The sequence below is a fragment of the Entomohabitans teleogrylli genome, from assembly GCF_001484765.1.
In the GTDB taxonomy this organism is placed as follows: domain Bacteria; phylum Pseudomonadota; class Gammaproteobacteria; order Enterobacterales; family Enterobacteriaceae; genus Entomohabitans; species Entomohabitans teleogrylli.
Genome location: NZ_LLXO01000014.1, coordinates 175,107 through 200,508 on the forward strand (window position 1 = coordinate 175,107; position 25,402 = coordinate 200,508).

A 25,402-nucleotide genomic window follows, 5' to 3' on the forward strand; every position below is an offset into this window, starting at 1 on the left:
GACACATCCCGGCCCGGTAAAACGGTGAGGATGTGGTATAGTAAGCCAGTAATATCCTGGTTTCTGGTGATGTGGTTTTACCTGGCCTGACTTAACAGTATGTATTTTCCTCGTTTTACTTCACGACTGGCGTGGTTGTTTTTGCTGACGATTTCCGGCAGCGTCTGCGCCAGCGAGTCGTCATTTATTCAGCAGGCGCAAAATCCGTTCGACAATGATGGCGATAACTTACCCGATCTGGCGCTGGCGCCGGAGGATAACGCCCGCGAGCAGCATATTGCCGAGGTAGTAAAGTCTTTCGGTGAAGCCAGCATGACCGATAACGGGCTGGACACCGGCGAACAGGCGCGCCAGTTTGCCTTCACCCGGCTGCGCGATTTGCTGGCCGGCGGCGTAGCCCGCGAGGCGCAGCGCTGGCTGGCGCCGTGGGGCAGCGCCGATTTTTCCCTGCTGGTGGATCAAGACGGTGATTTTACCGGCAGCAGTGGCGCGTTTTTCGTTCCTTTGCAGGATAACACTCGCTGGCTGACCTGGAGCCAACTGGGCCTCAGCCAGCAGGATAGCGGCACCGTAGGGAATCTCGGTATCGGCCAGCGCTGGATTTCCGGCGACTGGCTGATGGGCTATAACACCTTCTACGATCGTCAGTTTGATCACAGCCTGCAGCGCGCCGGCCTGGGCGCTGAAGCATGGGGCGAATATTTGCGCTTTTCGGCCAATTATTATCGCCCGCTGGGCGACTGGCGCGATCGCGGTCAGATCCAGCGCTGGCGTATGGCCCAGGGCTACGACGTCACGGCGCAGGCATGGCTGCCGTTTTATCGCCACATTAACACCACCCTCAGCCTTGAGCAGTATTTTGGCGCCAGCGTCGATCTGTTCAACACCGGTACCGGCTATCAGGACCCGGTGGCGGTTAAAGTCGGTGTGAGTTACACCCCGGTACCGCTGGTGACCTTTACCGCCCAGCATAAACAGGGGGAGAAGGGGCTGACTCAGGATAACCTCGGGGTGAAGCTCAATTACCGTTTCGGCGTACCGATGGATAAACAGCTTTCCGCCAGCGAAGTAGCGCAGGCCCGCTCCCTGAAGGGGAGCCGTTATGACAGGGTTGAGCGCAGCGGAGCGCCGGTACTCGAGTACCAGCAGCGTAAAACATTCAGCGTTTTTCTCGCCACGCCGCCCTGGGAGGTAAAGCCTGGCGAAACGCTGATGCTGAAATTACAGATTCATTCATTGCACGGCATTCGTCAGATAGCCTGGCAGGGGGACACCCAGGCGCTGAGCCTGACGCCGCCGCTGGATGCGCGCAGCGCCGAAGGCTGGACGGTGATTGTTCCGCAGTGGCAGGACAGCCCGGAGGCCGTCAGAGAGTGGCGGCTTTCGGCGACAGTAGAAGACAATAGCGGCAACAAGGTGACCAGTAACTGGATAACCCTGAAAATCAGTCAACCGTTCCATACCTGGCCGGAAGATGACAGCCGCTTTCAGCTTCCGCCAGCGCAATCAGAAGATCCGCTCCTGGTGAACCCAGACGGCGGCCTCGACGCGGGACTTTAACTTCATCTTCTTCAACAGATGTTTGACATGTACCTTCACCGTGCTTTCGGTGATGTCGAGACGGCGGGCAATCATTTTGTTTGGCAGTCCCTGAGCAATCAGTTTGAGAATATCCCGTTCCCGCGGGGTGAGCAGCGAAATGTCCCGCTCTGAGGTAGTGCGGTTGGCGCGCAGGCTGGCGGCCAGCACCGGGGTTAGCGCTTCACTGAGTACCATTTCGCCGGCGGCGGCCTGCTGGAGCGCTTTAAGCAGATCTTCTGGCTCCATATCTTTGAGCAAATAACCATCGGCGCCGCGTTTCAGGGCCGTTACCACATCTTCTTCGTGATTGGAGACGCTGAATACCACCACCCGCCCGGAGAGTGGCTTTTCGCGCAGTTTGTCGAGGGTTTCCAGACCATTCATTCCCGGCATATTTAAATCCAGCAGAATCAGATCCGGATCGAGGGTTTCAGCAAGCAGCACGCCCTGTTCGCCGTTGCCGGCCTCGCCGATAACCGTGATGCCGGGGGCCATGCTGATCAGCTGTTTCACGCCGGTGCGCAGCATCGGGTGATCGTCAATAAGCAGAATAGTCGCCGCGTTTTCCTGATTAGTCATTAATTGCTGTCTCCTGTTGCGGAACGATTCGGGTGTCAGGGATAAAGTTCACCACCACTTCGGTACCACCGGCATGACGCGGCTGGATTTGGCATTCGCCGCGCAGGCTGAGGGCGCGATCGCGCATGATGATCAGCCCGTAGTGGTTGCTGCGTTCGCCGTTACCGGCAATACCGCAGCCGTTATCTTCAATGGTGAGCGTCACCTGTTTCCCGTGAAGCACGACCTGAATAGCGGCCTGGCTGGCGCCGGCGTGTTTCAGGATGTTATTCAGCGCCTCCCGGGCAATCTGCACCAGGTGAATCGCCTGGTGGGTAGGGACCAGTCGGGGAGGGAGTTGATAGTCTAAGCGTACCGGGAAGCCCAGCTTATCGCTAAACTCCTGGCAGCAGGCCTCCAGCGCCGGGCGCAGGCCCGGTTCGCTGAGCTGGAGGCGGAAAGTGGTCAGCAATTCGCGCAACTGGCGCCAGGATGTATTCAGCTCATTACGCATCTGGGACAGCAGTTCACGACTGGCTTCCGGCAGCACGTCGCCCTGCATTTGCAGGCAGCTAATCTGCATCTTCATACAGGAGAGCGACTGGGCGATGGAGTCGTGCAGTTCCCGGGCGATGGCGGCGCGCTCTTCCATCACCATTAACTGCTGCTGGCGCTCATACTGATGCTCCAGCGCCAGTGTCGAGGTCAACTGCTCCATTAGCGTTTCCACTAACTGCTGTTGATCCTCGTTTAATGCCATCCCGAAGGGTAACTGGGCCAGTACCAGTCCGTATTGAGTGCGGTTATCGGTGAGGCGCCACTTAAGCGGCTGGGTTTCGCTCAGCGCCGGCCGGGACAACGGCGCGCACAGCGTACAAGCGCTGGCGATGCAGCGTTCATCGGGCTGATAAGTGAATTCCTGGTAGTTTTCTTCATCTTCACATTCGTAGACCCGCAGCTCAATGTTGCGCAGCGGCGTCAGGCGCTGCAAATCGCTGAGTACCGGGGTTACCCGCTGACAAAAGGGCGCCTGGGAGTGGAAGCGGCGATTGGCCTGGTAGAGGAAAGAGAGCATATGGTTCTTTTGCTCCAGCCCGGCGGTTTTTTCCGCGACCCGCTGCTCCAGTACCGTATAACTTGCCGCCAGTTCGTCGGCCATGCTATTGAGCGCGCTGCCGAGGGTGGCCATCTCGTCGCGGCCGTGGATCTGCGCCCGGTGAGTAAAATCGCGCTGGCCAATGGCCGTCGACATGGTCAATAGCTGCCGCCAGGGCTGCAACAGGCGTTTGCGCAGCCAGTGGATGGTGAACAGCAGCAGCAGCGCCATCACCAGCGCCAGCGCCAGTTGCAGGGCGATCACCCGCTCAATACGTATTTCGGTGGTCTGATCGAAGGAACTGACCAACTGGTCAATGCGCGCAACGAAGTGTTCGACTTTGCTCTCGACCTGCTGCTGGTGTTGCGCGTTGCGCAGAGCCGGCGCCAGCTCATGGTGCCAGTAGTCCAGCAGTTCCTGGAGGCGCGTGACCTGGCGGTCGTTGTGGGCGGCCCGGGAGAGCTCCGGGCTGGATGCCGTTTGCTCCATCTCTTCGATCAGCGCGCTATCCTGCGGTTGCAGGGGAACCGCCGCCAGCAGACGGTAACTTTGCATACGTAGCGAACCGGCTTTGTTAATCGCGTGGGCGCTCCCCTGAATACCCCGTCCCAGCCATCCCGCCGTACCCAGGCCGGATACGCCCAGTACAGCCAGAACCAGCACGATCAGGGTTATCTGGTGAATCAGACTGAGCGGTGAAAACAGGCGATTGAGCATGCGTGAGCGGTCTCCGGTGCACTGGGGGGATAGCGGACTGACGTTATTTTCAGCTATCCACAGAGGGATACCCATACCCAGAAAGGATTACCCCCTAATTGCCAGGTATAACAAAGCCCATTTCATTTGTCTGGTTGATAAACACAGCACAGTGAAAAACCACGCTTTTTTGCCCGATTTTGGTTACTCATAAAGGGTGATGACGGTTTCTTGAGCAGAAAATTGTTCGATTAACCCTTGATATACATCAACTTATCTTCACCCCGAGATCCTAAGGTGCAGGCTGCGATTACATGAAAATAGAGGTGTCTATGAGTCAGTCTTCCGTTCCTGTGCGGTCGTCTGGTGCCTTAATTACCGACTGGCGACCAGAAGATCCGGCGTTCTGGCAAACTAACGGGCAGCGCGTCGCCAGCCGTAATTTGTGGATCTCCGTCCCCTGCCTGCTGCTGGCATTCTGCGTCTGGATGTTATTCAGCGCCGTGGCGGTGAATCTCAATAAAGTCGGCTTCAGTTTTACCACCGAGCAACTGTTTATGCTGACGGCGCTGCCCTCGGTTTCCGGGGCGCTGCTGCGGGTGCCCTATGCCTTTATGGTGCCGCTGTTTGGCGGCCGGCGCTGGACGGCGTTCAGCACCGGGATCCTGATGATCCCCTGTATCTGGCTGGGGATTGCCGTTCAGGACACCTCAACGCCCTTCAGCACATTCATTATTATTTCGCTGTTGTGCGGTTTCGCCGGCGCCAACTTTGCCTCCAGCATGGCCAATATCAGTTTCTTCTTCCCGAAACAAAAACAGGGCGGGGCGCTGGGGATCAATGGCGGTCTCGGCAACCTGGGGGTGAGCGTCATGCAACTGGCGGCGCCGCTGGCGATTTCGCTGTCGATGTTTGCTGTGTTTGGCGGAACCGGCGTTAGTCAGTCGGACGGCACGATGTTGTTTCTTGAAAACGCCGCCTGGATCTGGGTACCGCCGCTGGCGATTTTTACCATCGCCGCCTGGTTTGGTATGAACGATCTGGCCGCCTCTAAAGCCTCGCTCAGCGAACAGTTGCCGGTGCTCAAACGTGGCCACCTGTGGATCATGAGCCTGCTGTATCTGGCGACCTTTGGCTCCTTTATCGGTTTTTCCGCCGGGTTTGCCATGTTGTCCAAAACCCAGTTTCCGGATGTCGACATCATGCATTACGCCTTCTTCGGGCCGCTGGTCGGCGCGCTGGCGCGTTCGGCCGGGGGCGCGATTTCCGATCGCCTTGGCGGGGTGCGGGTCACGCTGGTGAATTTCATCGTGATGGCGATTTTCAGCGCGCTGCTGTTCCTGACCTTGCCGGCCAGCGGCGGCGGAAGTTTTATGGCTTTCTTTGGCGTCTTCCTGGTGCTGTTTCTGACTGCCGGTCTGGGAAGCGGCTCAACCTTCCAGATGATTTCGGTGATTTTCCGCAAAATCACCATGGATCGGGTGAAAGCCGCCGGGGGCAGCGACGAACAGGCAATGCGGGAAGCGGCGACAGATACCGCGGCGGCGCTGGGCTTTATTTCAGCCATTGGCGCGATTGGCGGCTTCTTTATCCCGAAAGCGTTCGGTACTTCGCTGGCGATGACCGGTTCGCCGGCCGGAGCGATGAAACTCTTCCTGGTGTTCTACATCATCTGCGTGGCGATTACCTGGCTGGTGTATGGCCGTAAAAAGACACGCTAAGTTTTGACCTTTTGATTATCCTTTGCGCGGCAGGTCCGCGCTTTTTTTTATCTGGAATTAGTTACAACATACTTAATAATTTTACTTCAGCTCCGGACCTTAACCCCGGGAGTAATAAAACCGTCTCGCAGGGCCTACCCCTTAATACCTCGCACTGCTCAACCCGGTGTTTCAGTTTTATGTCATATGAATATAACTGTATATAAAACAATATATTGCGGTTTAATTCTGGCTGCCTCTTTGGTGGTATCGGCAACTTTTTGACATTTTTCAAAGGCTTTCAGTGTTGATCGTTATCAATTCCTCGCGTCTTACGCGGGGCTAACGTGCCGACAAATCCAGCAATGTCGATTTACCAGAGAGCTTCAGGCTCCACATCAGGAGAATCCCGATGAGCAAATTTCTTGACCGGTTTCGCTACTTCAAACAGAAGGGAGAAACCTTTGCCGATGGACATGGACAAGTACTGAATACCAACCGCGACTGGGAGGACGGCTATCGCCAGCGCTGGCAGCACGACAAAGTGGTGCGCTCCACCCACGGGGTAAACTGCACCGGCTCCTGCAGCTGGAAAATTTATGTCAAGAATGGGCTGGTGACCTGGGAAACCCAGCAGACTGACTACCCGCGCACCCGTCCGGATATGCCGAACCATGAGCCGCGTGGTTGTCCGCGCGGCGCCAGCTACTCCTGGTATCTGTACAGCGCTAACCGGCTGAAATATCCGCTGATGCGCAAGCGGCTGATTAAACTGTGGCGCGAGGCGAAGACACAGCATCGCGATCCGGTGGCCGCGTGGGCGTCGATTGTCGAAGATGCGGATAAAGCCAAAAGCTTTAAGCAGGCGCGTGGTCGCGGCGGGTTTGTTCGTTCCTCCTGGCAGGAGGTGAATGAACTGATTGCCGCTGCCAACGTGTATACCGTGAAAACCTATGGTCCGGACCGCGTGGCGGGCTTCTCGCCGATTCCGGCGATGTCGATGGTTTCTTATGCGTCCGGAGCGCGCTATCTGTCGCTGATTGGCGGTACCTGCCTGAGCTTCTACGACTGGTACTGCGATCTGCCGCCGGCCTCGCCGATGACCTGGGGCGAGCAGACCGACGTACCGGAATCCGCTGACTGGTATAACTCAAGCTACATTATCGCCTGGGGTTCTAACGTTCCCCAGACCCGTACCCCGGATGCCCACTTTTTCACCGAAGTCCGCTACAAAGGCACTAAAACCGTCGCCGTCACCCCGGACTATGCCGAAATCGCCAAACTGTGCGATCTGTGGCTGGCGCCTAAACAGGGCACCGACGCGGCGATGGCGCTGGCGATGGGCCATGTGATGCTGCGCGAGTTCCATCTTGAACGTCCAAGCCAGTACTTCACTGACTACGTGCGACGTTATACCGATATGCCGATGCTGGTCATGCTGGAACCACGTGAGGGTTATTACGCCGCCGGACGTATGCTGCGCGCCGCCGACCTGGTGGACAGTCTGGGCGAAACCAATAATCCGGAATGGAAAACCGTTGCGCTGGATGCCGACAGTCATCTGGTGGCGCCCAACGGCTCTATCGGTTTCCGCTGGGGCGAGAAAGGCAAATGGAATCTTGAGCAGCGTGACGGTAAAACCGGCGACGATGTGCAGCTTAGTCTGAGCCTGCTGGGCAGTCACGACGAGGTTGCCGAAGTCGGTTTCCCCTATTTTGGCGGCGATAGCTCTGAACATTTCAATAAAGTGGAACTGCAAAATATCCTGCTGCATAAACTGCCGGTGAAACGTCTACAACTGGCCGATGGTTCTGAGGCGCTGGTGACCACCGTTTATGACCTGACGATGGCCAATTATGGTATTGAGCGCGGCCTGAACGATGAAAACTGCGCTGCCAGCTACGATGAGGTTAAAGCGTATTCTCCGGCCTGGGCCGAGAAGATCACCGGCGTTTCCCGCCGGCAGATTATCCGTATCGCCCGGGAATTTGCCGACAACGCCGATAAGACCCATGGACGTTCGATGGTGATCGTCGGTGCGGGTCTGAACCACTGGTATCATATGGACATGAACTACCGCGGGTTGATCAATATGTTGATCTTCTGCGGCTGTGTGGGACAGAGCGGCGGCGGCTGGGCCCATTATGTCGGCCAGGAAAAACTGCGTCCCCAGACTGGCTGGCAGCCGCTGGCGTTCGCCCTTGACTGGCAGCGCCCGCCGCGCCATATGAACAGCACCTCGTATTTTTACAATCACTCCAGCCAGTGGCGTTATGAAACCCTGACGGCACAGGAACTGCTGTCGCCGCTGGCGGATAAATCCCGCTATAGCGGTCATCTGATCGACTTCAACGTGCGCGCCGAGCGTATGGGCTGGCTGCCGTCGGCGCCGCAGCTTGGCACCAACCCGCTGCGTATTGCCGCCGAAGCGCAAAAAGCGGGCATGAGCGCAGTAGATTACACCGTTAAATCCCTGAAAGACGGTTCCATTCGCTTTGCGGCAGAACAGCCGGAAAACGGCAATAACCATCCGCGTAATCTGTTTGTCTGGCGTTCTAATCTGCTGGGCTCCTCCGGTAAAGGCCATGAATACATGCTCAAGTATCTGCTGGGAACCGAAAACGGTATCCAGGGGAAAGATCTGGGCCAGCAGGGCGGTGTGAAGCCGGAAGAGATAGAGTGGCGTGATAACGGTCTGGAAGGCAAACTGGACCTGGTGGTGACCCTGGACTTTCGTCTGTCGAGCACCTGTCTCTATTCGGATATCGTGCTGCCTACCGCCACCTGGTACGAAAAAGACGATATGAATACCTCGGATATGCATCCGTTTATCCATCCGCTGTCCGCCGCGGTAGACCCGGCGTGGGAGTCGAAAAGCGACTGGGAAATCTACAAAGCCATCGCGAAGACATTCTCAGAAGTGTGTGTCGGCCACCTGGGCAAAGAAACCGACGTAGTGACGCTGCCGATTCAGCATGACTCCGCCGCCGAACTGGCGCAGCCGCTGGACGTGAAGGACTGGAAAAAAGGCGAATGCGAGCTGATCCCGGGGAAAACCGCGCCGCACATCATGACGGTAGAGCGCGATTATCCGGCCACTTACGAGCGCTTTACCTCGATTGGCCCGCTGATGGAGAAAGCCGGCAACGGCGGTAAAGGTATCGCCTGGAATACCCGGAGCGAGATGGATCTGCTGCGTAAGCTTAACTACACCAAAGCGCAAGGTCCCGCCAAAGGCCAGCCGATGCTCAACACGGCCATCGATGCTGCGGAGATGATCCTCACGCTGGCGCCTGAAACCAATGGCCACGTCGCCGTGAAGGCCTGGGCGGCGCTCAGCGAGTTCACTGGCCGCGACCATACCCATCTGGCGACCAATAAAGAAGAGGAAAAAATTCGTTTCCGCGATATCCAGGCGCAGCCGCGCAAAATTATCTCCAGCCCCACCTGGTCGGGCCTTGAAGATGAGCATGTGTCGTACAACGCCGGTTATACCAACGTTCATGAGCTGATTCCGTGGCGTACCCTTTCCGGTCGCCAGCAGCTTTATCAGGATCACCCGTGGATGCGTGATTTTGGCGAGAGCCTGCTGGTATACCGCCCGCCTATTGATACCCGTTCGGTGAAGGCGGTGATGGGCGAGAAGTCCAACGGTAATCCGGAAAAAGCGCTCAACTTCCTGACGCCGCACCAGAAGTGGGGAATTCACTCCACCTACAGCGACAATCTGTTGATGCTGACCCTGTCACGCGGCGGCCCTATTGTCTGGATGAGCGAAGCCGATGCCAAAGATTTGGGCATTGAAGATAACGACTGGATCGAAGTGTTCAACAGCAACGGCGCCCTGACCGCCCGGGCGGTGGTGAGCCAGCGTGTTCCGGCCGGGATGACCATGATGTACCACGCCCAGGAGCGCATTGTGAATCTGCCGGGTTCAGAGGTGACCGGCCAGCGCGGTGGTATTCACAACTCGGTGACCCGTATCAGCCCGAAACCAACCCATATGATCGGCGGCTATGCCCAGTTGGCTTACGGCTTTAACTACTACGGTACGGTCGGCTCAAACCGCGATGAGTTTGTGGTGGTACGTAAGATGAAGAACATTAACTGGCTGGACGGTGAAGGCAATGACCAGGTACAGGAGAGCGTAAAATGAAAATTCGTTCACAAGTCGGCATGGTACTGAATCTCGATAAGTGCATCGGCTGTCACACCTGTTCAGTCACCTGTAAAAACGTCTGGACCAGCCGCGAAGGGATGGAATACGCCTGGTTCAATAACGTCGAAAGTAAACCCGGCGTTGGCTTCCCGAATGACTGGGAAAACCAGCAAAAATGGCAGGGCGGTTGGATCCGCAAAATCAATGGTAAATTGCAACCGCGCATGGGCAATCGTGCGATGCTGCTGGGGAAAATCTTCGCCAACCCGCATCTGCCAGGCATCGATGATTATTACGAGCCGTTTGATTACGACTATCAACACTTGCACAACGCCCCGGAAGGTAAACATCAACCGATCGCCCGCCCGCGCTCACTGATTACCGGGAAGCGTTTGGACAAAATTACCGGCGGCCCGAACTGGGAAGAGATTCTGGGCGGCGAATTTGAAAAACGCGCCAAAGACCAGAACTTCGAAAACATGCAGAAGGCGATGTACGGCCAGTTCGAAAACACCTTCATGATGTACCTGCCGCGTCTGTGCGAGCACTGCCTCAACCCGGCGTGCGTAGCGACCTGCCCCAGCGGCGCTATCTACAAACGTGAAGAAGACGGCATCGTCCTGATCGACCAGGATAAGTGCCGCGGCTGGCGTATGTGCATCACCGGCTGCCCGTACAAAAAAATCTACTTTAACTGGAAGAGCGGGAAATCCGAGAAGTGCATCTTCTGTTATCCGCGTATCGAAGCGGGCCAGCCGACGGTGTGTTCCGAAACCTGCGTGGGCCGTATTCGTTATCTTGGCGTGTTGCTGTATGACGCCGATGCGATCGAAAGCGCAGCCAGCACCGAAAATGAGAAAGACCTGTACCAGCGTCAACTGGATGTATTCCTCGACCCGAACGATCCTGCGGTCATTGAGCAGGCGTTGAAAGACGGTGTGCCGCAAAGCGTGATCGACGCCGCGCAACAGTCGCCGGTATACAAAATGGCGATGGACTGGAAACTGGCGCTGCCGCTGCATCCGGAATACCGCACGCTGCCCATGGTCTGGTATATCCCGCCTCTGTCGCCGATTCAGTCTGCGGCCGATGCCGGCGAACTGGGCAGTAACGGCATTCTGCCGGACGTCGACAGCCTGCGCATCCCCGTTCAATACCTGGCGAACCTGCTGACTGCCGGTGATACCCAACCAGTGCTACTGGCGTTGAAACGTATGCTGGCGATGCGTCACTTTAAACGCGCGGAAACCGTGGATGGCGTGTCTGATACCCGGGCGCTGGAAGAGGTCGGGCTGAGCGAGGCTCAGGCTCAGGAGATGTATCGCTACCTGGCGATTGCCAACTATGAAGATCGTTTTGTGGTACCGGGCAGCCATCGTGAACTGGCGCGCGAGGCGTTTCCCGAGAAAAGCGGCTGTGGCTTCACCTTTGGCGACGGTTGTCACGGTTCAGACACACAGTTCAATCTGTTCAACAGCCGCCGCATTGATGCCATCGATGTCACGGCTAAAACGGAGTCACGCTCATGATAGAACTGGTTGTTATTTCCCGGTTACTGGAATACCCGGATGCGGCGCTCTGGCAGCACCGCCAGGAGATGTTCAGCGCCATCAGCGCATCGCAACATCTGAGTCAGCAGGACGCTCAGGCGTTGGGCGTTTTCCTGCGCGATCTGACTGGTGGCGATCTGCTTGATGCTCAGGCCAGTTACAGCGAGCTGTTTGATCGTGGTCGTGCTACGTCGCTGCTGCTTTTTGAGCACGTGCATGGTGAATCCCGGGATCGCGGTCAGGCGATGGTCGATTTAATGGCGCAGTACCAGCGTCATGGACTGCAGCTCGACAGCCGCGAGTTGCCGGATCATCTGCCGCTGTACCTTGAATATCTGGCGCAGTTGCCGGTCAGCGAGGCGGTGGAGGGGCTGCAGGATATCGCGCCGATTCTGGCGTTGCTTAGCGCGCGTCTTGAGCAACGCGGCAGTAATTATGCGTTACTGTTTCAGTTGCTGCTCAGGCTGGCGGATAGCGCCGTCGACAGTCGCAAAGTGGCGGAAAAAATCGCTGGCGAAGCGCGCGATGACACACCCCAGGCGCTGGATGCCGTCTGGGAAGAAGAGCAGGTGAAATTTATCGCCGGGCAGGGCTGCGGCGAATCACCGATTACCGCCCATCAACGGCGCTTTGCCGGCGCGGTCGCCCCGCAATATCTGAATATCTCTAACGGAGGACAGCACTAATGCACTTCCTGAATATGTTCTTCTTCGACATTTATCCTTATCTGGCGGGGACGGTATTTCTGGTAGGAAGCTGGCTGCGCTATGACTATGGTCAGTACACCTGGCGCGCGGCGTCCAGCCAGATGCTGGATCGCAAAGGGGTGAATCTGGCCTCTAATCTGTTTCACCTTGGGATTCTGGGGATTTTTGCCGGCCATTTTCTCGGTATGCTGACGCCGCACTGGATGTATGAAGCTTTCCTGTCGATCGAGGTGAAACAAAAGATGGCGATGTTTGCCGGCGGCGCCTGCGGTGTGATGACGCTGGTGGGCGGTTTGCTGCTGCTGAAACGTCGTCTGCTCAGCCCGCGGGTGCGGGCGACCACCACCACCGCCGATATCCTGGTCCTGTCATTATTAATGGTGCAGTGCGCACTGGGTTTGCTGACCATTCCTTTCTCTGCTCAACATATGGACGGTAGCGAGATGATGAAGCTGGTGGGGTGGGCGCAGTCCGTGGTGACATTCCACGGCGGCGCCTCACAACACCTGGACGGTGTGGCATTTATTTTCCGCCTGCACCTGGTACTGGGGATGACGCTGTTTGTACTCTTCCCGTTCTCGCGGCTGGTGCATATCTGGAGCGCGCCGGTGGAGTACCTGACCCGCAAATATCAGATAGTCCGCGCCAGACGCTGAAGGCGATTGGAGAAAAACCTGCCGCGGCAGGTTTTTTTACGCCCGGGCCAGCGCATTGACCTGCGCAATGAGGTATTCGGCTCTTTCTGGTACCGCCAGGAAGGGGACTTCATTCAGTTGATAGCCATATTGCTGATACATGTTGCACAGCGCGTGGTATGTGGCTACTGCTTCGTCAAATGTTTGCCGGCGTTCACTATCCTGACAATATATTTCCGGCCATGGCGGTAAAATAAATACCTGCGGATGGTAGCGGAATTGCCGGCAGGCATTATCCAGATGTGGCGGTATCGCAAACCCGCTAATACTCAGATAGCCCGCGATATCGGGTATGCCACGATCGTAAAACATCGCGGCGCGACTGTGTCGGGCAATTTGCCAGGCGCGCATTTCCAGGCATAGCATCATTTCAGCGAATGCCAGCGGGTCGCGCCACGGCAGGGCTGAACCATTGATGGCTAATTGATCCTGAATAATGGCGCGGCCGGTTTCATCACAACAGAGGTATCCGCGCGTTTTTAATTCTGCAATTAAGCTGCTCTTACCGGCGCCAGGGCCGCCGCTGATAATGATACGTGGTTCTGAGTGGGTATTCATAAAGGGATCCTTAAATTAAAGTGGGGTATTGAAAAAGACCTTCCCGTCAGAGGGCGGATTGTTCACACTGTCGATGTTTAACCCATCAGGGAGTGCGGGTATGCAAAACAAGTATCGGATTGTGCTGGCGATGGCGGCGGTGTTTGGCGCCCCGGCTCTGGCAGAGGAACGCGGCGTTTCATTCAGCCATAAAGACTGGGAGGTGGTGTGTGATAATACACTGACTTGCCGTGCGGCCGGATATAGTGCTGAAGAGGGAACAGGCGGCTCTGTGCTGTTAACCCGTAAGGCGGGGATGGGGACTGCCGTTAGCGGAGACGTGATCCTGGCGGAAATGGAATTTGACGGTGACACTCCCGTCGAAAAACTGACGTTGTGGATTAATCAACAGCAGGCAGGAGAGGTGAAGTCCGGGAAAGATGGTCTGTGGATCTTATCAGAAAAACAGGCCCGGAGTCTGGTTAATGCGGTTAAGGGCAACGGAAAGGTCGAGTTTAAAGGCGGCCCTGAGCCTTTTCTGCTTTCCGGAGAAGGAGCATATGCGGTACTGCTGAAAATGGATGAAGTGCAGGGGCGTGTCGGAACCCCTGGTGCGTTAACTAAAAAAGGCGATAAGCCAGAAAGCGGCGTCCGGGCTGCCGTTCCGCCATCGGTTATTCAGCGTGTGAGGCCTGAACAGCCCCAGTGGCGGCCATTGACGGCGTCTGAAATGGCAGTAGTGAGGCCCGGGCTGCTGGCAACCCTGTCGGGGGATGACTGGTGCGTTCGCATTGAGCCGTCGGAAGAGATGGAGGCCGAGCCCATCAGCCTGACGCCGCTGGATAGTTCACATTCCCTGCTGTCTGCCCTTTGCTGGCGGGCAGCCTATAACGAGGGATACGGCTACTGGGTGATCGACAGCAAACTGGAGGGAAAACCCGTTTTAGTTACCATTGACGGTTCTGACTATGGTGACGGGGAGATTTTTATGAGCCAGAAAGGACGCGGTGTCGGGGATTGCTGGGGAACAGCAAGCTGGATATGGGACGGTAAGACGTTTCGCAATAGCAGGCAGGCGGTCACCGGGATGTGTCGCTCTGTCCGTCTGGGAGGAACCTGGGATTTACCCACCTGGGTGACTGATGTCCGGCCGGCGAAATAAGGCGCTCATCCTTTTCCCTGCATCGGGAGATTATGGGAAATCGGAGTCCATCGTATTACTGTATTTCATGGAAGTAATGGTGGTGGGGGAAGGATTATTCGGAGCTAAAGCTCCTCACCCTTCGGGTCGTTGCCTTCGGCAACGCTTCTTCGCTGTCGCTCGGGTCGAACCTCATTTATTGTTGAAAACTACCTTACTCGCCATTTTGAACCTGGGCAGTGCTCGCCATCCTCGCGTACTGCGTGTACGCTCCGGTGTCTGCGCGCTGTCCGTGTTCAAACTGGCTTCGACGCTGACGTTTTCAACAGTAAATGGCTCGAAGGATCTCATCCTTCCCCGCATCGAAAGAATATGGGAGATCGGAGTCCATCGTATTACTGTATTTCATGGAAGTAATGGTGGTGGGGGAAGGATTCGAACCTTCGAAGTCGATGACGGCAGATTTACAGTCTGCTCCCTTTGGCCGCTCGGGAACCCCACCAGGGGAATATCTTATTGTCAGTGGCTTGCGCCAGTACCACATTGCTGCGGTGAAGAATGAACATAATCGAAGGATCTCATCCTTCCCCGCATCGAAAGAATATGGGAGATCGGAGTCCATCGTATTTTCATGGAAATAATGGTGGTGGGGGAAGGATTATTCGTCGCTTCGCTCCTCACCCTTCGGGTCGTTGCCTGCGGCAACGCTCCCTCGCTGTCGCTCGGGTCGAACCTTAATCGAAGGATCTCATCCTTCCCCGCATCGAAAGAATATGGGGAAATCGGAGTCCATCATATTACTTTACTTCATGAAAGTAATGGTGGTGGGGGAAGGATTCGAACCTTCGAAGTCGATGACGGCAGATTTACAGTCTGCTCCCTTTGGCCGCTCGGGAACCCCACCACAAGGTAATGCTTTTACTGACCTGCTCCCTTATCGGGAAGCGGGCGCATCATATCAAATGAATCGCCCCTGTAAAGCCTTGCTTGCAGGAAAATGAATTGTTTGCATGCTTTTTGCCCGCACTGCCGCAAAGATAAACAATCCATTTCCTTTTATTACAGAATGATAGTGCGATTGCCGTAAACAAAGACACGCTGCGCCAGCACTTGATAGAGAGCCCGGCTAAGGACGTTTTTCTCAACGTCGCGACCCGCGCGCATCATATCCTCCGCCGTGTAAGTGTGATTCACGTGAATCACATCCTGCATAATAATCGGCCCTTCATCCAGATTGTCATTCACATAGTGGGCCGTAGCGCCAATAATTTTTACACCGCGCTCGTAAGCCTGATGATACGGACGTGCGCCGATAAAGGCTGGCAGGAACGAGTGGTGAATATTGATGATTTTATTCGGGAACCGCGCGACAAATTCCGGTGTCAGCACGCGCATATATTTCGCCAGAACCACATAGTCCGGATTATGCGCTTCAATAGCCTGCGCCATCTGCTTGTCATGGGCCTCACGGGTCAGCCCTTCATGGCTCACCAGTTCGAAAGGAATTTCAAACCGTTCCACCAGCGTCCGCAGCGTATCGTGATTGCCGATAACGGCGGCAATTTCCACGTCCAGACCGCCATAGTTGGACTTCATCAATAGATCGCCCAGGCAGTGCGCCTCTTTGGTTACCAGAATAACAATCCGCCGCCGTCCGGCGGGAGTCAACTCTCTGATGGAACCTTCCGGCAGCGCGCTGTCCAGATCGGCCAGCAGAGTGGCATCATTAAAGATGCCTTCCAGCTCGGTGCGCATAAAAAAACGCCCGGTACGGTGATCGACAAACTCATTGTTCTGCACGATATTCAGTTCATGCTTATAACAAATGTTGGTAATCCGGGCGATCAGGCCCTTTTGATCGGGGCAAATGGTACGTAATACTTTTCGTTGTAAAGCTTGCATTGCAGGGAAAATCCTGTTGAAGGTGTTTGCATTAACCACGTCTGCGGGATTCAGGCGCCGCAGCACTTTTTAAATTTTTTACCTGAGCCGCACGGACAAAGATCGTTTCTGCCAAACTGCGGTTTCAGTCCATCAATATAGTACCATCGACCGCCCTCTTTTAAGAAACGGGAACGCTCAATGATTGCCCCCGGCTTGCCGTTTTCTTCAAAGCGGGCGACAAAACTGACGAACTCTTCACCGGGATTAGCGCCCGGCGCTTCTTCAAAAATGGTCAGGCTAAGCCAGTGGGTGGCGGCAAATCCCGCCTCAATATCGGCTTTGTGCTGCGCAGCCATACAGGAAGGGTGCCAGGTGGATATCAGGTAATCACTGTGATGATTTACAAAAGCGCTGTAGCGCGATCGCATAAGTTGCGATGGACCTGGCGCGGGGCGCTCGCCGTTTAGGTAAGGCTGGCAACATGCGCTATACTCGAAGCCGCTGCCACAGGGACAAAGTTGCGACACACAATCTCCTTGAAGGTAAAAAACGGCGTCAGGCGCCAGGCTATATCATGTTAACTGAGCGACCGCGAGGATGCTATGGCGCGAGGTAGAGGAATACTGACCGAGGCGGAATGAGACAGGCAAAAGTGGGACTGGCGCTGGGTTCAGGCGCAGCCAAAGGATGGGCGCATATCGGCGTAGTCAATGCGCTGGTTGAGATGGGTATCAAAATTGATGTTGTTGCCGGTTGTTCGGTTGGCGCACTGGTCGGTGCTGCCTGCGCCTGTCAGCGTTTGCCTGTGCTTGAAGAGTGGGTGCGCTCATTTCGCGCCTGGGATGTATTGCGCCTGATGGATGTCTCCTGGCGCCGCGGAGGGCTATTGCGTGGCGACAGAGTGTTCAGCCATGTTCGCACAATCATCGATCATCAGGTTATCGAAACCTGTCCGCTGCGCTTCGGCGCGGTGGCGACGAATCTCTCGACCGGCCGGGAACTGTGGTTTACCCGCGGTGATTTACATAGCGCAGTGCGCGCATCCTGCAGTATTCCCGGATTGCTGGCCCCGGTAAGCCACAATGGCTACTGGCTGGTGGATGGCGCGGTAGTGAACCCGGTACCGGTCTCCCTGACCCGCGCAATGGGCGCGGATATCGTGATTGCCGTCGATTTACAACACGATGCGCATTTGATGTCTCAGGAACTGATGTCCTCTCCTGACGGCCAGTATAATCCGGATCTTTTTGCTGAGGCTGACTGGCGGGAGCGCCTGAAAGTGCGGCTGCGTCGTGGGCCTGTGCATAAGAAAAGACGTGCTCCCGGCGCGATGGAAATCATGACTACCTCAATTCAGGTGCTGGAAAATCGCATCAAGCTCAATCGCATGGCCGGTGATCCGCCGGACATATTATTGCAGCCCAGGTGCCCGCAGATATCCACGCTGGATTTTCATCGCGCGGAGGAGGCGATTGCCGCAGGAAGGCAGGTGGTGGAGGACCATTTTGCTGAGCTACAACCCCTGGTCGCTATCGATGAGTAGTGCCGCGGTCACGTTTTATACGTCTGGTTCGATTTGGACAGGCATAACCTGCAATGACATGCCACTATTGAAGTATCGTCAGTCAAAGGAGTTCGCATGACATTGCCATTGAACGGGAAACAGATCCTGATTGTTGAAGACGAACCCGTTTTCCGCTCTTTGCTTGATAATTTTCTCACTTCGCTCGGCGCGCAGACACTGCTGGCGCAGGACGGGGAAGACGCGCTGCGTCAGAAGGCGGTGAATAATCCCGATCTGTTGATTTGCGATCTGGCAATGCCGCGTATGAATGGTCTGAAATTGGTGGAACATATTCGCAGTAGCGGCGATCAAACGCCTATACTGGTGATCTCGGCAACGGAAAATATGGCCGATATCGCCAGGGCGCTGCGTCTTGGCGTGCAGGATGTGCTGCTGAAGCCGATTAATGATTTAAACCGCCTGCGTGAGACGGTGTATGCCTGTCTGTATCCGGCGATGTTTAATTCCCGGGTAGAGGAGGAGGAGCGTCTTTTCCAGGACTGGGATGCGTTGGTCAGTAATCCGCATGCCGCCGTTAAACTGCTTCAGGAGTTGCAACCCCCGGTTCAGCAGGTGATTTCCCACTGCCGGGTGAATTACCGGCAACTGGTTTCAGGGGATACTCCGGGGTTGGTGCTGGATATTGCGCCACTGTCAGACAATGACCTGGCTTTTTACTGTCTGGATGTGACCCGGGCGGGAGATAATGGTGTACTGGCGGCATTGCTGCTCAGGGCATTATTCAATAGTTTGTTACAGGAACAATTAGCCCACCAGCATCAGCGGTTACCTGAATTAGGGGCTTTACTTAAGCAGGTAAATCAATTACTACGTCAGGCAAATCTGACAGGACAATTTCCGCTGTTGGTTGGTTATTATCATAGTTCGATCAAAAATCTGATTTTAGTTTCAGCAGGACTAAATGCCACGCTGAATACAGGCGATCATCAGATTCAACTGAGTAATGGCGTGCCGCTGGGCACGCTGGGTAACGCATATCTGAATCAGCTCAGCCAGCGCTGTGATGCATGGCAGTGTCAGGTATGGGGAAGCGGAGGGCGTTTACGCCTGATGCTGTCTGCGGAATGAGCAACTGGTGTCCTGACAGGATATTACTTTTCATGCCTGTTGTTACTGGTGGTATTATCGCGCCAGTTAGTAGTATTTGTCTTAATTTATTGGAGTGACGAGTACTTTAAAGGGGAATAATATCCCGAGCTGATATACTTCGTCGCGTTTAATTCAGAATAATGTGTTCACAATTTGAACGATCCAGGAGAGTTCAATGGCTGCAATAAATTCAAAAGTCAGAAAAGCGGTTATCCCGGTAGCTGGTCTGGGGACGCGTATGTTACCGGCGACGAAAGCCATCCCGAAAGAAATGCTGCCGTTGGTAGACAAGCCGCTTATCCAGTATGTGGTGAATGAGTGCATTGCGGCCGGTATCACCGAAATTGTGCTGGTGACTCACTCCTCCAAGAATTCTATTGAGAACCACTTCGATACCAGTTTTGAACTGGAAGCGATGCTGGAAAAACGCGTCAAACGTCAATTGCTGGAAGAAGTTCAGTCTATCTGCCCCCCTCATGTGACGATCATGCAGGTACGTCAGGGGCTGGCGAAAGGATTAGGCCATGCAGTATTGTGCGCCCATCCAGTGGTCGGAGATGAGCCGGTCGCCGTGGTGCTGCCGGACGTGATTCTCGACGAATACGAATCTGATCTCTCTCAGGAAAATCTCGCGGAGATGATTTCGCGTTATGAAGCCACCGGTCATAGCCAGATTATGGTTGAACCGGTTGCCGATGTTACAGCGTATGGCGTTGTAGATTGTCAGGGCGCGGAACTGCAACCGGGGGACAGCGCCCCAATGGTGGGGATTGTTGAAAAACCGAAAGCGGATGTGGCGCCTTCTAATCTGGCCGTGGTTGGCCGTTATGTACTCAGCGCCGATATCTGGCCACTGCTGGCGAAAACGCCTCCAGGCGCCGGCGATGAAATTCAACTGACTGACTCTATCGCGATGCTGATGGAGCATGAAACCGTTGAAGCGTATCATATGAAAGGCAAAAGCCATGACTGCGGCAACAAGCTGGGCTATATGCAGGCGTTTGTTGAGTATGGCGTACGGCATAATACGCTGGGAAAAGACTTTAAAGCTTGGCTGGAAGAGGCTGTCGGTTCAAAGAATTAATTTAGCTAGCTGGAAATATCATAATGAAAGTGACCGTATTCGGGATAGGTTATGTTGGCTTAGTGCAGGCTGCGGTGCTGGCTGGAGTCGGACACGACGTGATGTGTATTGATGTGGACAGCGCTAAAGTTGAAAACCTTAAGAAGGGCGTTATCCCTATTTATGAGCCCGGTCTGACGCCGCTGGTGCAGAAAAATTACCAGGAGGGACGCCTGCATTTCAGTACTGATGCGGCAGAAGGCGTGGCTCACGGTGAGATGCAATTTATCGCGGTGGGCACTCCGCCGGATGAAGATGGCTCCGCCGACCTGAAATATGTCACCGCCGTGGCGCGTACTATTGCGCAGCATATGACATCTCACAAAGTTGTGCTGGATAAATCCACGGTGCCGGTGGGGACAGCGGATAAAGTGCGCGCCGTGATGTCAGAGACCCTGAAAGCGCGTGGCGTTGAGATTCCTTTTGACGTGGTCTCTAATCCTGAGTTCCTGAAAGAAGGGGCGGCGGTGGCAGACTGCATGCGTCCTGAACGTATTGTGGTGGGAACCGATAACGAAGAGGTTATCGACTTACTGCGTGAACTGTATGAGCCATTCAATCGTAACCACGATCGTTTGATCATTATGGATATCCGCAGCGCCGAGCTGACCAAGTATGCGGCAAACTGCATGCTGGCCACGAAAATCAGCTTTATGAATGAAATATCTAATCTGGCGGAACGTCTCGGGGCGGATATTGAGAAAGTTCGCCAGGGGATCGGTTCTGATTCACGTATTGGCTATCACTTTATCTATCCGGGCTGCGGCTACGGTGGTTCCTGCTTCCCGAAAGATGTGCAGGCGCTTATCCGGACGGCCGAGCATATTGGCTACGAGCCGCGCATTCTGAAGGCGGTGGAAAACGTTAACGAAGACCAGAAGTATAAATTGCCTGGCTTTATCACGCGCCATTTCGGGGAAGATCTTTGCGGAAAAACTTTTGCTCTGTGGGGACTGGCGTTCAAACCGAATACCGACGATATGCGCGAAGCGTCAAGCCGCGTACTGATGGAAGAATTGTGGAAACGCGGCGCTACCGTGCAGGCGTACGATCCGCAGGCTATGGACGAAACCCAGCGTATTTATGGTCACCGTGACGACCTGAAACTGATGGGGACGAAAGACGCTGCGCTGCAGGGGGCTGACGCGCTGGTTATCTGCACTGAGTGGCAGAATTTCCGGGCGCCGGACTTCGATGCCATTAAAAGCGCGCTCAGGCAGCCAGTGATTTTCGATGGACGTAATCTGTTTGATCCGGAGCGTTTGAGTAAACGCGGTTTCACCTATTATGCGATTGGCCGCGGAGCTTCTATTCGCGGGGAATAATCCTGTGAGGCTTGTATGAAATTTCTGGTCACCGGCGCGGCAGGCTTCATTGGCTATCACGTCAGCGAGCGTCTGCTGGACGCCGGTCACCAGGTTATCGGTATCGATAACCTGAATGACTATTATGATGTTAGCCTGAAACAGGCCCGTCTCGAACGTTTAGCGCCCCATCGTTCATTCCACTTTGAAAAAATGGATATTGCCGATCGTTCGGCAATAGCGGCGCTGTTTTCTCATCATAAATTCGCCAGGGTTATTCACCTGGCCGCTCAGGCCGGCGTCAGGTATTCCATTGATAACCCGCACGCCTATGCCGATGCGAACCTGGTCGGCCATTTAAATATTCTGGAAGGTTGCAGGCACAGTAAGGTTGAACATTTACTTTACGCCTCATCCAGTTCGGTTTATGGCCTGAATCGTAAACTGCCTTTTTCTACCGATGATTCGGTGGATCATCCGGTATCGCTGTACGCGGCGACCAAAAAAGCGAATGAGCTGATGTCTCATACCTATTCGCATCTCTATGGATTGCCAACCACGGGTTTACGGTTTTTTACCGTCTATGGTCCGTGGGGGCGCCCGGATATGGCGCTGTTTAAATTCACTCGAGCAATTATCGAAGGTAAAAGCATTGATGTTTATAATCACGGGCAAATGCGTCGTGATTTTACCTATATTGGTGATATCGCTGAAGCCATTGTCCGACTGCAGGATGTCATTCCGCAGCCGGATGCTAACTGGACGGTGGAACAGGGATCGCCGGCAACCAGTTCAGCGCCTTACCGGGTGTATAATATAGGTAATAGTTCCCCGGTATCGCTGATGGAATATATTACCGCCCTTGAACAGGCCCTTGGCTGTGAAGCGGTTAAGAATATGCTGCCGATGCAGCCTGGGGATGTTCTGGAAACCAGCGCAGATACGCAGGCTCTGTTCGAAGTGATTGGCTATAAGCCCGCCACAGATGTCAGGCAGGGGGTTCAACGCTTTGTTGACTGGTATAAAGACTTTTACCGGGTGGATTGACAGGATGCTCTGTGAGCAAGGGGGAGAATACTCCCCCCTTTTTCATATCGGATTGCTGGAAATTAATCTGAAAACTGTAGGGTCCTGTGGCTGATATATCTCAGAATTGTCTCAACAATATCAGGTAATAAAAAAACCCGCAGTTGCGGGTTTTTCCGAATAAATAATCGAATCATTAGTCGATCAGGAAATCTTCCAGTTTCTTACCCTGCTCATCGATCGCTTTCTTGATCACAGCCGGTGTACGTCCCTGGCCAGTCCAGGTACGGGCTTCACCATTTTCATCAACATAGCTGTATTTAGCCGGACGAGCAGCGCGTTTTGCTTTACCGCCGGATTTAGCTGATGCCATCGCGCTCAGCAATTCATTAGGATCGATGCCGTCAGCAATCAGCATTTCACGGTACTGTTGTAATTTACGAGTACGCTCTTCAATTTCAGCGGCAGCAGCGCTTTCTTCTTCACGGCGTTCGTTTACAACAACTTCTAATTTTTCCAGCATTTCTTCAAGCGTTTCGAGGGTGCATTCTCTTGCCTGCGCACGAAGAGTACGGATGTTGTTCAGAATTTTAAGTGCTTCGCTCATTGTAGTAATCTCAGACTTATATTGGGTGGTGTGTTCTGCTAATAATAGAGCGATAAATTCAATTCTGCAATAGGGTACAATGTAAGGAATTCAAAATATCCTGATATTTAGACGCGCGTCAGAAATCCTTTTACTTAAATTTCTCTTGAACTAACTCACAGAAAAGGAGTGGGTTTGTCATTTTTTCTCCACTGTACAATCAACGGTAACCGGTTAATCCACGCAACCCCGGGGAGTATAGGGAAATATCTGTATGACGTATTAGACGCGGTCCCGAGGGAGATATAATATGCATAATAATTACGAATAGAAATCTTTGTGGCGCAGAAAACCTGTACTTTCGGGCAGGGTGGCGCCTTACTCCCTTTACAAAACAAGGAAATATATAATCTAAAAAAATGTAACTGCCGGGGGATTATCCGCAGGGCAACAGCGAGTGTGGTACAATCTGCCGCACATTTTTATCATTTTCCGGGGTTATCGGGCGCTATGGCACAACTCTATTTTTATTATTCTGCGATGAATGCTGGTAAATCAACGGCCTTGTTGCAGTCTTCATACAATTACCAGGAAAGGGGGATGCGCACCCTGGTTTATACCGCGGAAATTGACGATCGCTTTGGCGCCGGCAAGGTGAGTTCAAGAATAGGCCTTTCTTCTCCTGCCCGTTTATACAACCCGCAAACTTCGCTGTGGTCGGAGATTTCCCGGGACCATCATGAAAAGGCTATTCATTGCGTTCTGGTGGACGAAAGTCAGTTTTTAACCCGCCATCAGGTCAGTGAGCTTTCCGACGTGGTGGACAAACTGGACATCCCGGTGCTGTGTTACGGTTTACGTACTGACTTCCGCGGAGAACTATTTACCGGGAGCCAGTATTTGCTGGCATGGTCGGACAAACTGGTTGAATTGAAGACCATTTGCTTTTGTGGGCGTAAAGCCAGCATGGTATTACGCCTCGATCAGGACGGGCGTCCATATAATGAGGGCGAGCAGGTGGTGATTGGCGGAAATGAGCGTTATGTTTCGGTATGTCGTAAACATTATAAAGAAGCATTGCAGGCCGGATCGTTACCGGCAGTCCAGGAGCTCTAACATCGCGGATTTATGAAATAAAACATAGGGTAGCCGGAATCATGATGATTATCTGCTACCCGTGACGTTATCCCACAGGTGGTGTTTCTGCTTACGCTAAATGACCTTGCGTGTGGATAAAAATTGTCACGAAGCGTGACAAAATTTGTCGATATTATGCATTTCACTGCGCACCTGAGACGTTTTTCTCCATCGCTCCCGGCTTAGATTAATCTGATCATTTTCCGGATATTGCTGTATTCATAAATAATGGTGCTTTCATTAGAAACAAACCTGGCAGTCGGATAATAATTAACCGCTGAGGTTCTATGGGCTGTTGTTGTAATTACTGAGGTAGCTGGTCGCCCGCAGAGCAGGTGTTGGGGGGATAGTGCCAGAACGCTGTAAATAGAACCCGGCGGGGTGTAAATAAGCACGGGCAGTCGTACCCCGGGGAATTAGCGCCGGATGCACACAGCCACGATGTCGGTAACGACGTTCGGGTGATAAATAAGTTCTGCCATCAGCATGTTTTGCGTGTAGTGGTGGTGTCCGCTGTCGTTTGTGGGCGATATATCGTCATCCGCATTCTGATGGTAGTCAAACGCTGCAGGATGGGGATTAACACGCTTCTGCGTTGTTCTGAACGAGGGCGATGCAACAAACCGTGATAAGTAAAAAAAGCCGGTGCAGAGACCCTGGCGAAGCCATAAACGGATTTATGGGGAAACCTGCCAGAATAAAAGATGAACGGGGAATTGGACAAAGTTAAAAAGTAAAACCCCACCGAAAGGTGGGGTTCGCGATAACCCGCCGCTACGGGCGGGTGATTGACTACCGACTATCAGGCGTTTTTCTTAGCTTTCTTTTCAGCTTTGGCCGGAGCTTCAGCTTTGACCGCAACCGCTTCGCCTTCTTTGAAATCACGACCATAATAGGTGTCCAGCAGAATCTGCTTGAGTTCGGAGATCAGCGGGTAACGCGGGTTAGCGCCAGTACACTGGTCGTCGAATGCATCTTCTGACAGTTTGTCTACGTGAGCCAGGAAGTCGGCTTCCTGTACGCCCGCTTCGCGGATGGACTTCGGAATACCCAGTTCCGCTTTCAGCGTATCCAGCCATGCCAGCAGTTTCTCTATCTTCGCGGCAGTGCGGTCGCCCGGGGCGCTCAGACCCAGATGGTCGGCGATCTCCGCGTAACGGCGACGCGCCTGCGGGCGGTCGTACTGGCTGAAGGCCGTTTGCTTGGTTGGGTTATCGTTGGCGTTATAGCGGATAACGTTACCAATCA

The 25,402-nt window shown here is 54.2% G+C and carries 19 protein-coding genes, 2 tRNA genes, 2 other RNA genes and 1 pseudogene; 13 read left to right on the top strand and 11 right to left on the bottom strand.

All coding sequences use genetic code 11. From position 1 onward, the window contains the following. Nucleotides 1–99: 99 nt before the first annotated feature. Complete coding sequence (locus AQ981_RS17385; protein WP_058913004.1) at nucleotides 100–1,560, top strand: YchO/YchP family invasin; 1,461 nt, start codon at nucleotides 100–102, stop codon at nucleotides 1,558–1,560. On the opposite strand, the gene narL is transcribed toward AQ981_RS17385, so the two are convergent. Both narL and narX read right to left on the bottom strand, forming a co-directional pair. Continuing rightward, a complete protein-coding gene (gene narL, locus AQ981_RS17390) occupies nucleotides 1,507–2,160 on the bottom strand; it encodes a two-component system response regulator NarL (protein WP_058913005.1) in 654 nt (217 codons plus the stop codon). The two genes, AQ981_RS17385 and narL, sit on opposite strands and share 54 nt — an antisense overlap. Beyond that, nucleotides 2,153–3,952, bottom strand: a complete 1,800-nt coding sequence (gene narX / locus AQ981_RS17395; protein ID WP_058913006.1) for a nitrate/nitrite two-component system sensor histidine kinase NarX — start codon at nucleotides 3,950–3,952, stop codon at nucleotides 2,153–2,155. The genes narL and narX overlap by 8 nt, the downstream gene beginning before the upstream one ends. A gap of 311 nt (nucleotides 3,953–4,263) precedes the next feature. Between narX and AQ981_RS17400 the strand changes: the two genes are divergently transcribed. The 5 genes from AQ981_RS17400 to narI all read left to right on the top strand — a co-directional run bounded on the left by AQ981_RS17400 (nucleotide 4,264) and on the right by narI (nucleotide 12,703). Then, nucleotides 4,264–5,652 carry a NarK family nitrate/nitrite MFS transporter gene (locus tag AQ981_RS17400; RefSeq protein ID WP_058913036.1) on the top strand — a complete coding sequence of 463 codons (1,389 nt, stop codon included), beginning with the start codon at nucleotides 4,264–4,266 and terminating at the stop codon, nucleotides 5,650–5,652. Between the two features lie 391 nt (nucleotides 5,653–6,043). Next, on the top strand, nucleotides 6,044–9,787 hold the full coding sequence (locus AQ981_RS17405) for a nitrate reductase subunit alpha (RefSeq protein ID WP_058913007.1): 3,744 nt from the start codon (nucleotides 6,044–6,046) through the stop codon (nucleotides 9,785–9,787). Beyond that, nucleotides 9,784–11,319, top strand: coding sequence for a nitrate reductase subunit beta (narH, locus tag AQ981_RS17410; protein WP_058913008.1), 1,536 nt, complete (start codon nucleotides 9,784–9,786; stop codon nucleotides 11,317–11,319). Before AQ981_RS17405 ends, narH begins: the two co-directional genes overlap by 4 nt. Further along, nucleotides 11,316–12,026: a nitrate reductase molybdenum cofactor assembly chaperone gene (gene narJ, locus AQ981_RS17415; protein WP_058913009.1), complete on the top strand. Its 711-nt coding sequence runs from the start codon at nucleotides 11,316–11,318 to the stop codon at nucleotides 12,024–12,026. Before narH ends, narJ begins: the two co-directional genes overlap by 4 nt. Continuing rightward, complete coding sequence (gene narI, locus AQ981_RS17420) at nucleotides 12,026–12,703, top strand: respiratory nitrate reductase subunit gamma (RefSeq protein WP_058913010.1); 678 nt, start codon at nucleotides 12,026–12,028, stop codon at nucleotides 12,701–12,703. Before narJ ends, narI begins: the two co-directional genes overlap by 1 nt. 36 nt (nucleotides 12,704–12,739) lie before the next feature. Here the strand turns inward: narI and AQ981_RS17425 are convergent, their stop codons facing one another. Further along, a complete protein-coding gene (locus AQ981_RS17425) occupies nucleotides 12,740–13,300 on the bottom strand; it encodes an AAA family ATPase (protein ID WP_058913011.1) in 561 nt (186 codons plus the stop codon). Between the two features lie 100 nt (nucleotides 13,301–13,400). On the opposite strand from AQ981_RS17425, the gene AQ981_RS17430 reads away from it, so the two are divergent. After that, nucleotides 13,401–14,441, top strand: a complete 1,041-nt coding sequence (locus tag AQ981_RS17430; RefSeq protein ID WP_058913012.1) for a DUF1176 domain-containing protein — start codon at nucleotides 13,401–13,403, stop codon at nucleotides 14,439–14,441. Between the two features lie 77 nt (nucleotides 14,442–14,518). Here AQ981_RS17430 and AQ981_RS26245 read toward each other — a convergent pair. The 6 genes from AQ981_RS26245 to AQ981_RS17450 form a co-directional block, all read right to left on the bottom strand. Continuing rightward, nucleotides 14,519–14,649: non-coding RNA, RtT sRNA (locus AQ981_RS26245), on the bottom strand. A 188-nt stretch (nucleotides 14,650–14,837) separates the two neighbouring features. Continuing rightward, nucleotides 14,838–14,922, bottom strand: a tRNA-Tyr gene (locus AQ981_RS17435). A 139-nt stretch (nucleotides 14,923–15,061) separates the two neighbouring features. Continuing rightward, a non-coding RNA gene (locus AQ981_RS26250) (RtT sRNA) lies at nucleotides 15,062–15,193 on the bottom strand. A gap of 46 nt (nucleotides 15,194–15,239) precedes the next feature. Beyond that, nucleotides 15,240–15,324, bottom strand: a tRNA-Tyr gene (locus tag AQ981_RS17440). Between the two features lie 155 nt (nucleotides 15,325–15,479). Then, nucleotides 15,480–16,322: a formyltetrahydrofolate deformylase gene (purU, locus tag AQ981_RS17445; RefSeq protein WP_058913013.1), complete on the bottom strand. Its 843-nt coding sequence runs from the start codon at nucleotides 16,320–16,322 to the stop codon at nucleotides 15,480–15,482. A 50-nt stretch (nucleotides 16,323–16,372) separates the two neighbouring features. Continuing rightward, nucleotides 16,373–16,831: a YchJ family protein gene (locus tag AQ981_RS17450; protein ID WP_058913014.1), complete on the bottom strand. Its 459-nt coding sequence runs from the start codon at nucleotides 16,829–16,831 to the stop codon at nucleotides 16,373–16,375. A 110-nt stretch (nucleotides 16,832–16,941) separates the two neighbouring features. Between AQ981_RS17450 and rssA the strand changes: the two genes are divergently transcribed. From rssA to AQ981_RS17475, 5 genes are all read left to right on the top strand, one after another. Then, entirely contained in the window at nucleotides 16,942–17,847 is a 906-nt protein-coding gene (rssA, locus tag AQ981_RS17455; protein WP_058913015.1) for a patatin-like phospholipase RssA, read from the top strand. A gap of 96 nt (nucleotides 17,848–17,943) precedes the next feature. After that, nucleotides 17,944–18,957 carry a two-component system response regulator RssB gene (gene rssB, locus AQ981_RS17460; RefSeq protein WP_058913016.1) on the top strand — a complete coding sequence of 338 codons (1,014 nt, stop codon included), beginning with the start codon at nucleotides 17,944–17,946 and terminating at the stop codon, nucleotides 18,955–18,957. 196 nt (nucleotides 18,958–19,153) lie between these two features. Further along, nucleotides 19,154–20,062 (top strand): UTP--glucose-1-phosphate uridylyltransferase GalU, encoded by a 909-nt coding sequence (gene galU, locus AQ981_RS17465; protein ID WP_058913017.1) that lies wholly within the window; start codon nucleotides 19,154–19,156, stop codon nucleotides 20,060–20,062. Between the two features lie 23 nt (nucleotides 20,063–20,085). Further along, complete coding sequence (locus tag AQ981_RS17470) at nucleotides 20,086–21,426, top strand: UDP-glucose dehydrogenase family protein (protein WP_058913018.1); 1,341 nt, start codon at nucleotides 20,086–20,088, stop codon at nucleotides 21,424–21,426. A gap of 15 nt (nucleotides 21,427–21,441) precedes the next feature. Further along, complete coding sequence (locus AQ981_RS17475) at nucleotides 21,442–22,452, top strand: NAD-dependent epimerase (protein ID WP_058913019.1); 1,011 nt, start codon at nucleotides 21,442–21,444, stop codon at nucleotides 22,450–22,452. Between the two features lie 175 nt (nucleotides 22,453–22,627). Here the strand turns inward: AQ981_RS17475 and hns are convergent, their stop codons facing one another. Beyond that, a complete protein-coding gene (gene hns / locus AQ981_RS17480) occupies nucleotides 22,628–23,038 on the bottom strand; it encodes a histone-like nucleoid-structuring protein H-NS (RefSeq protein ID WP_058913020.1) in 411 nt (136 codons plus the stop codon). A 489-nt stretch (nucleotides 23,039–23,527) separates the two neighbouring features. Here hns and tdk point away from each other — a divergent pair, with 489 nt between their 5' ends. Continuing rightward, complete coding sequence (tdk, locus tag AQ981_RS17485) at nucleotides 23,528–24,133, top strand: thymidine kinase (RefSeq protein WP_058913021.1); 606 nt, start codon at nucleotides 23,528–23,530, stop codon at nucleotides 24,131–24,133. Between the two features lie 823 nt (nucleotides 24,134–24,956). Here the strand turns inward: tdk and AQ981_RS17490 are convergent. Next, nucleotides 24,957–25,402 (bottom strand): annotated as a pseudogene (locus AQ981_RS17490) (iron-containing alcohol dehydrogenase); the annotation flags it as partial.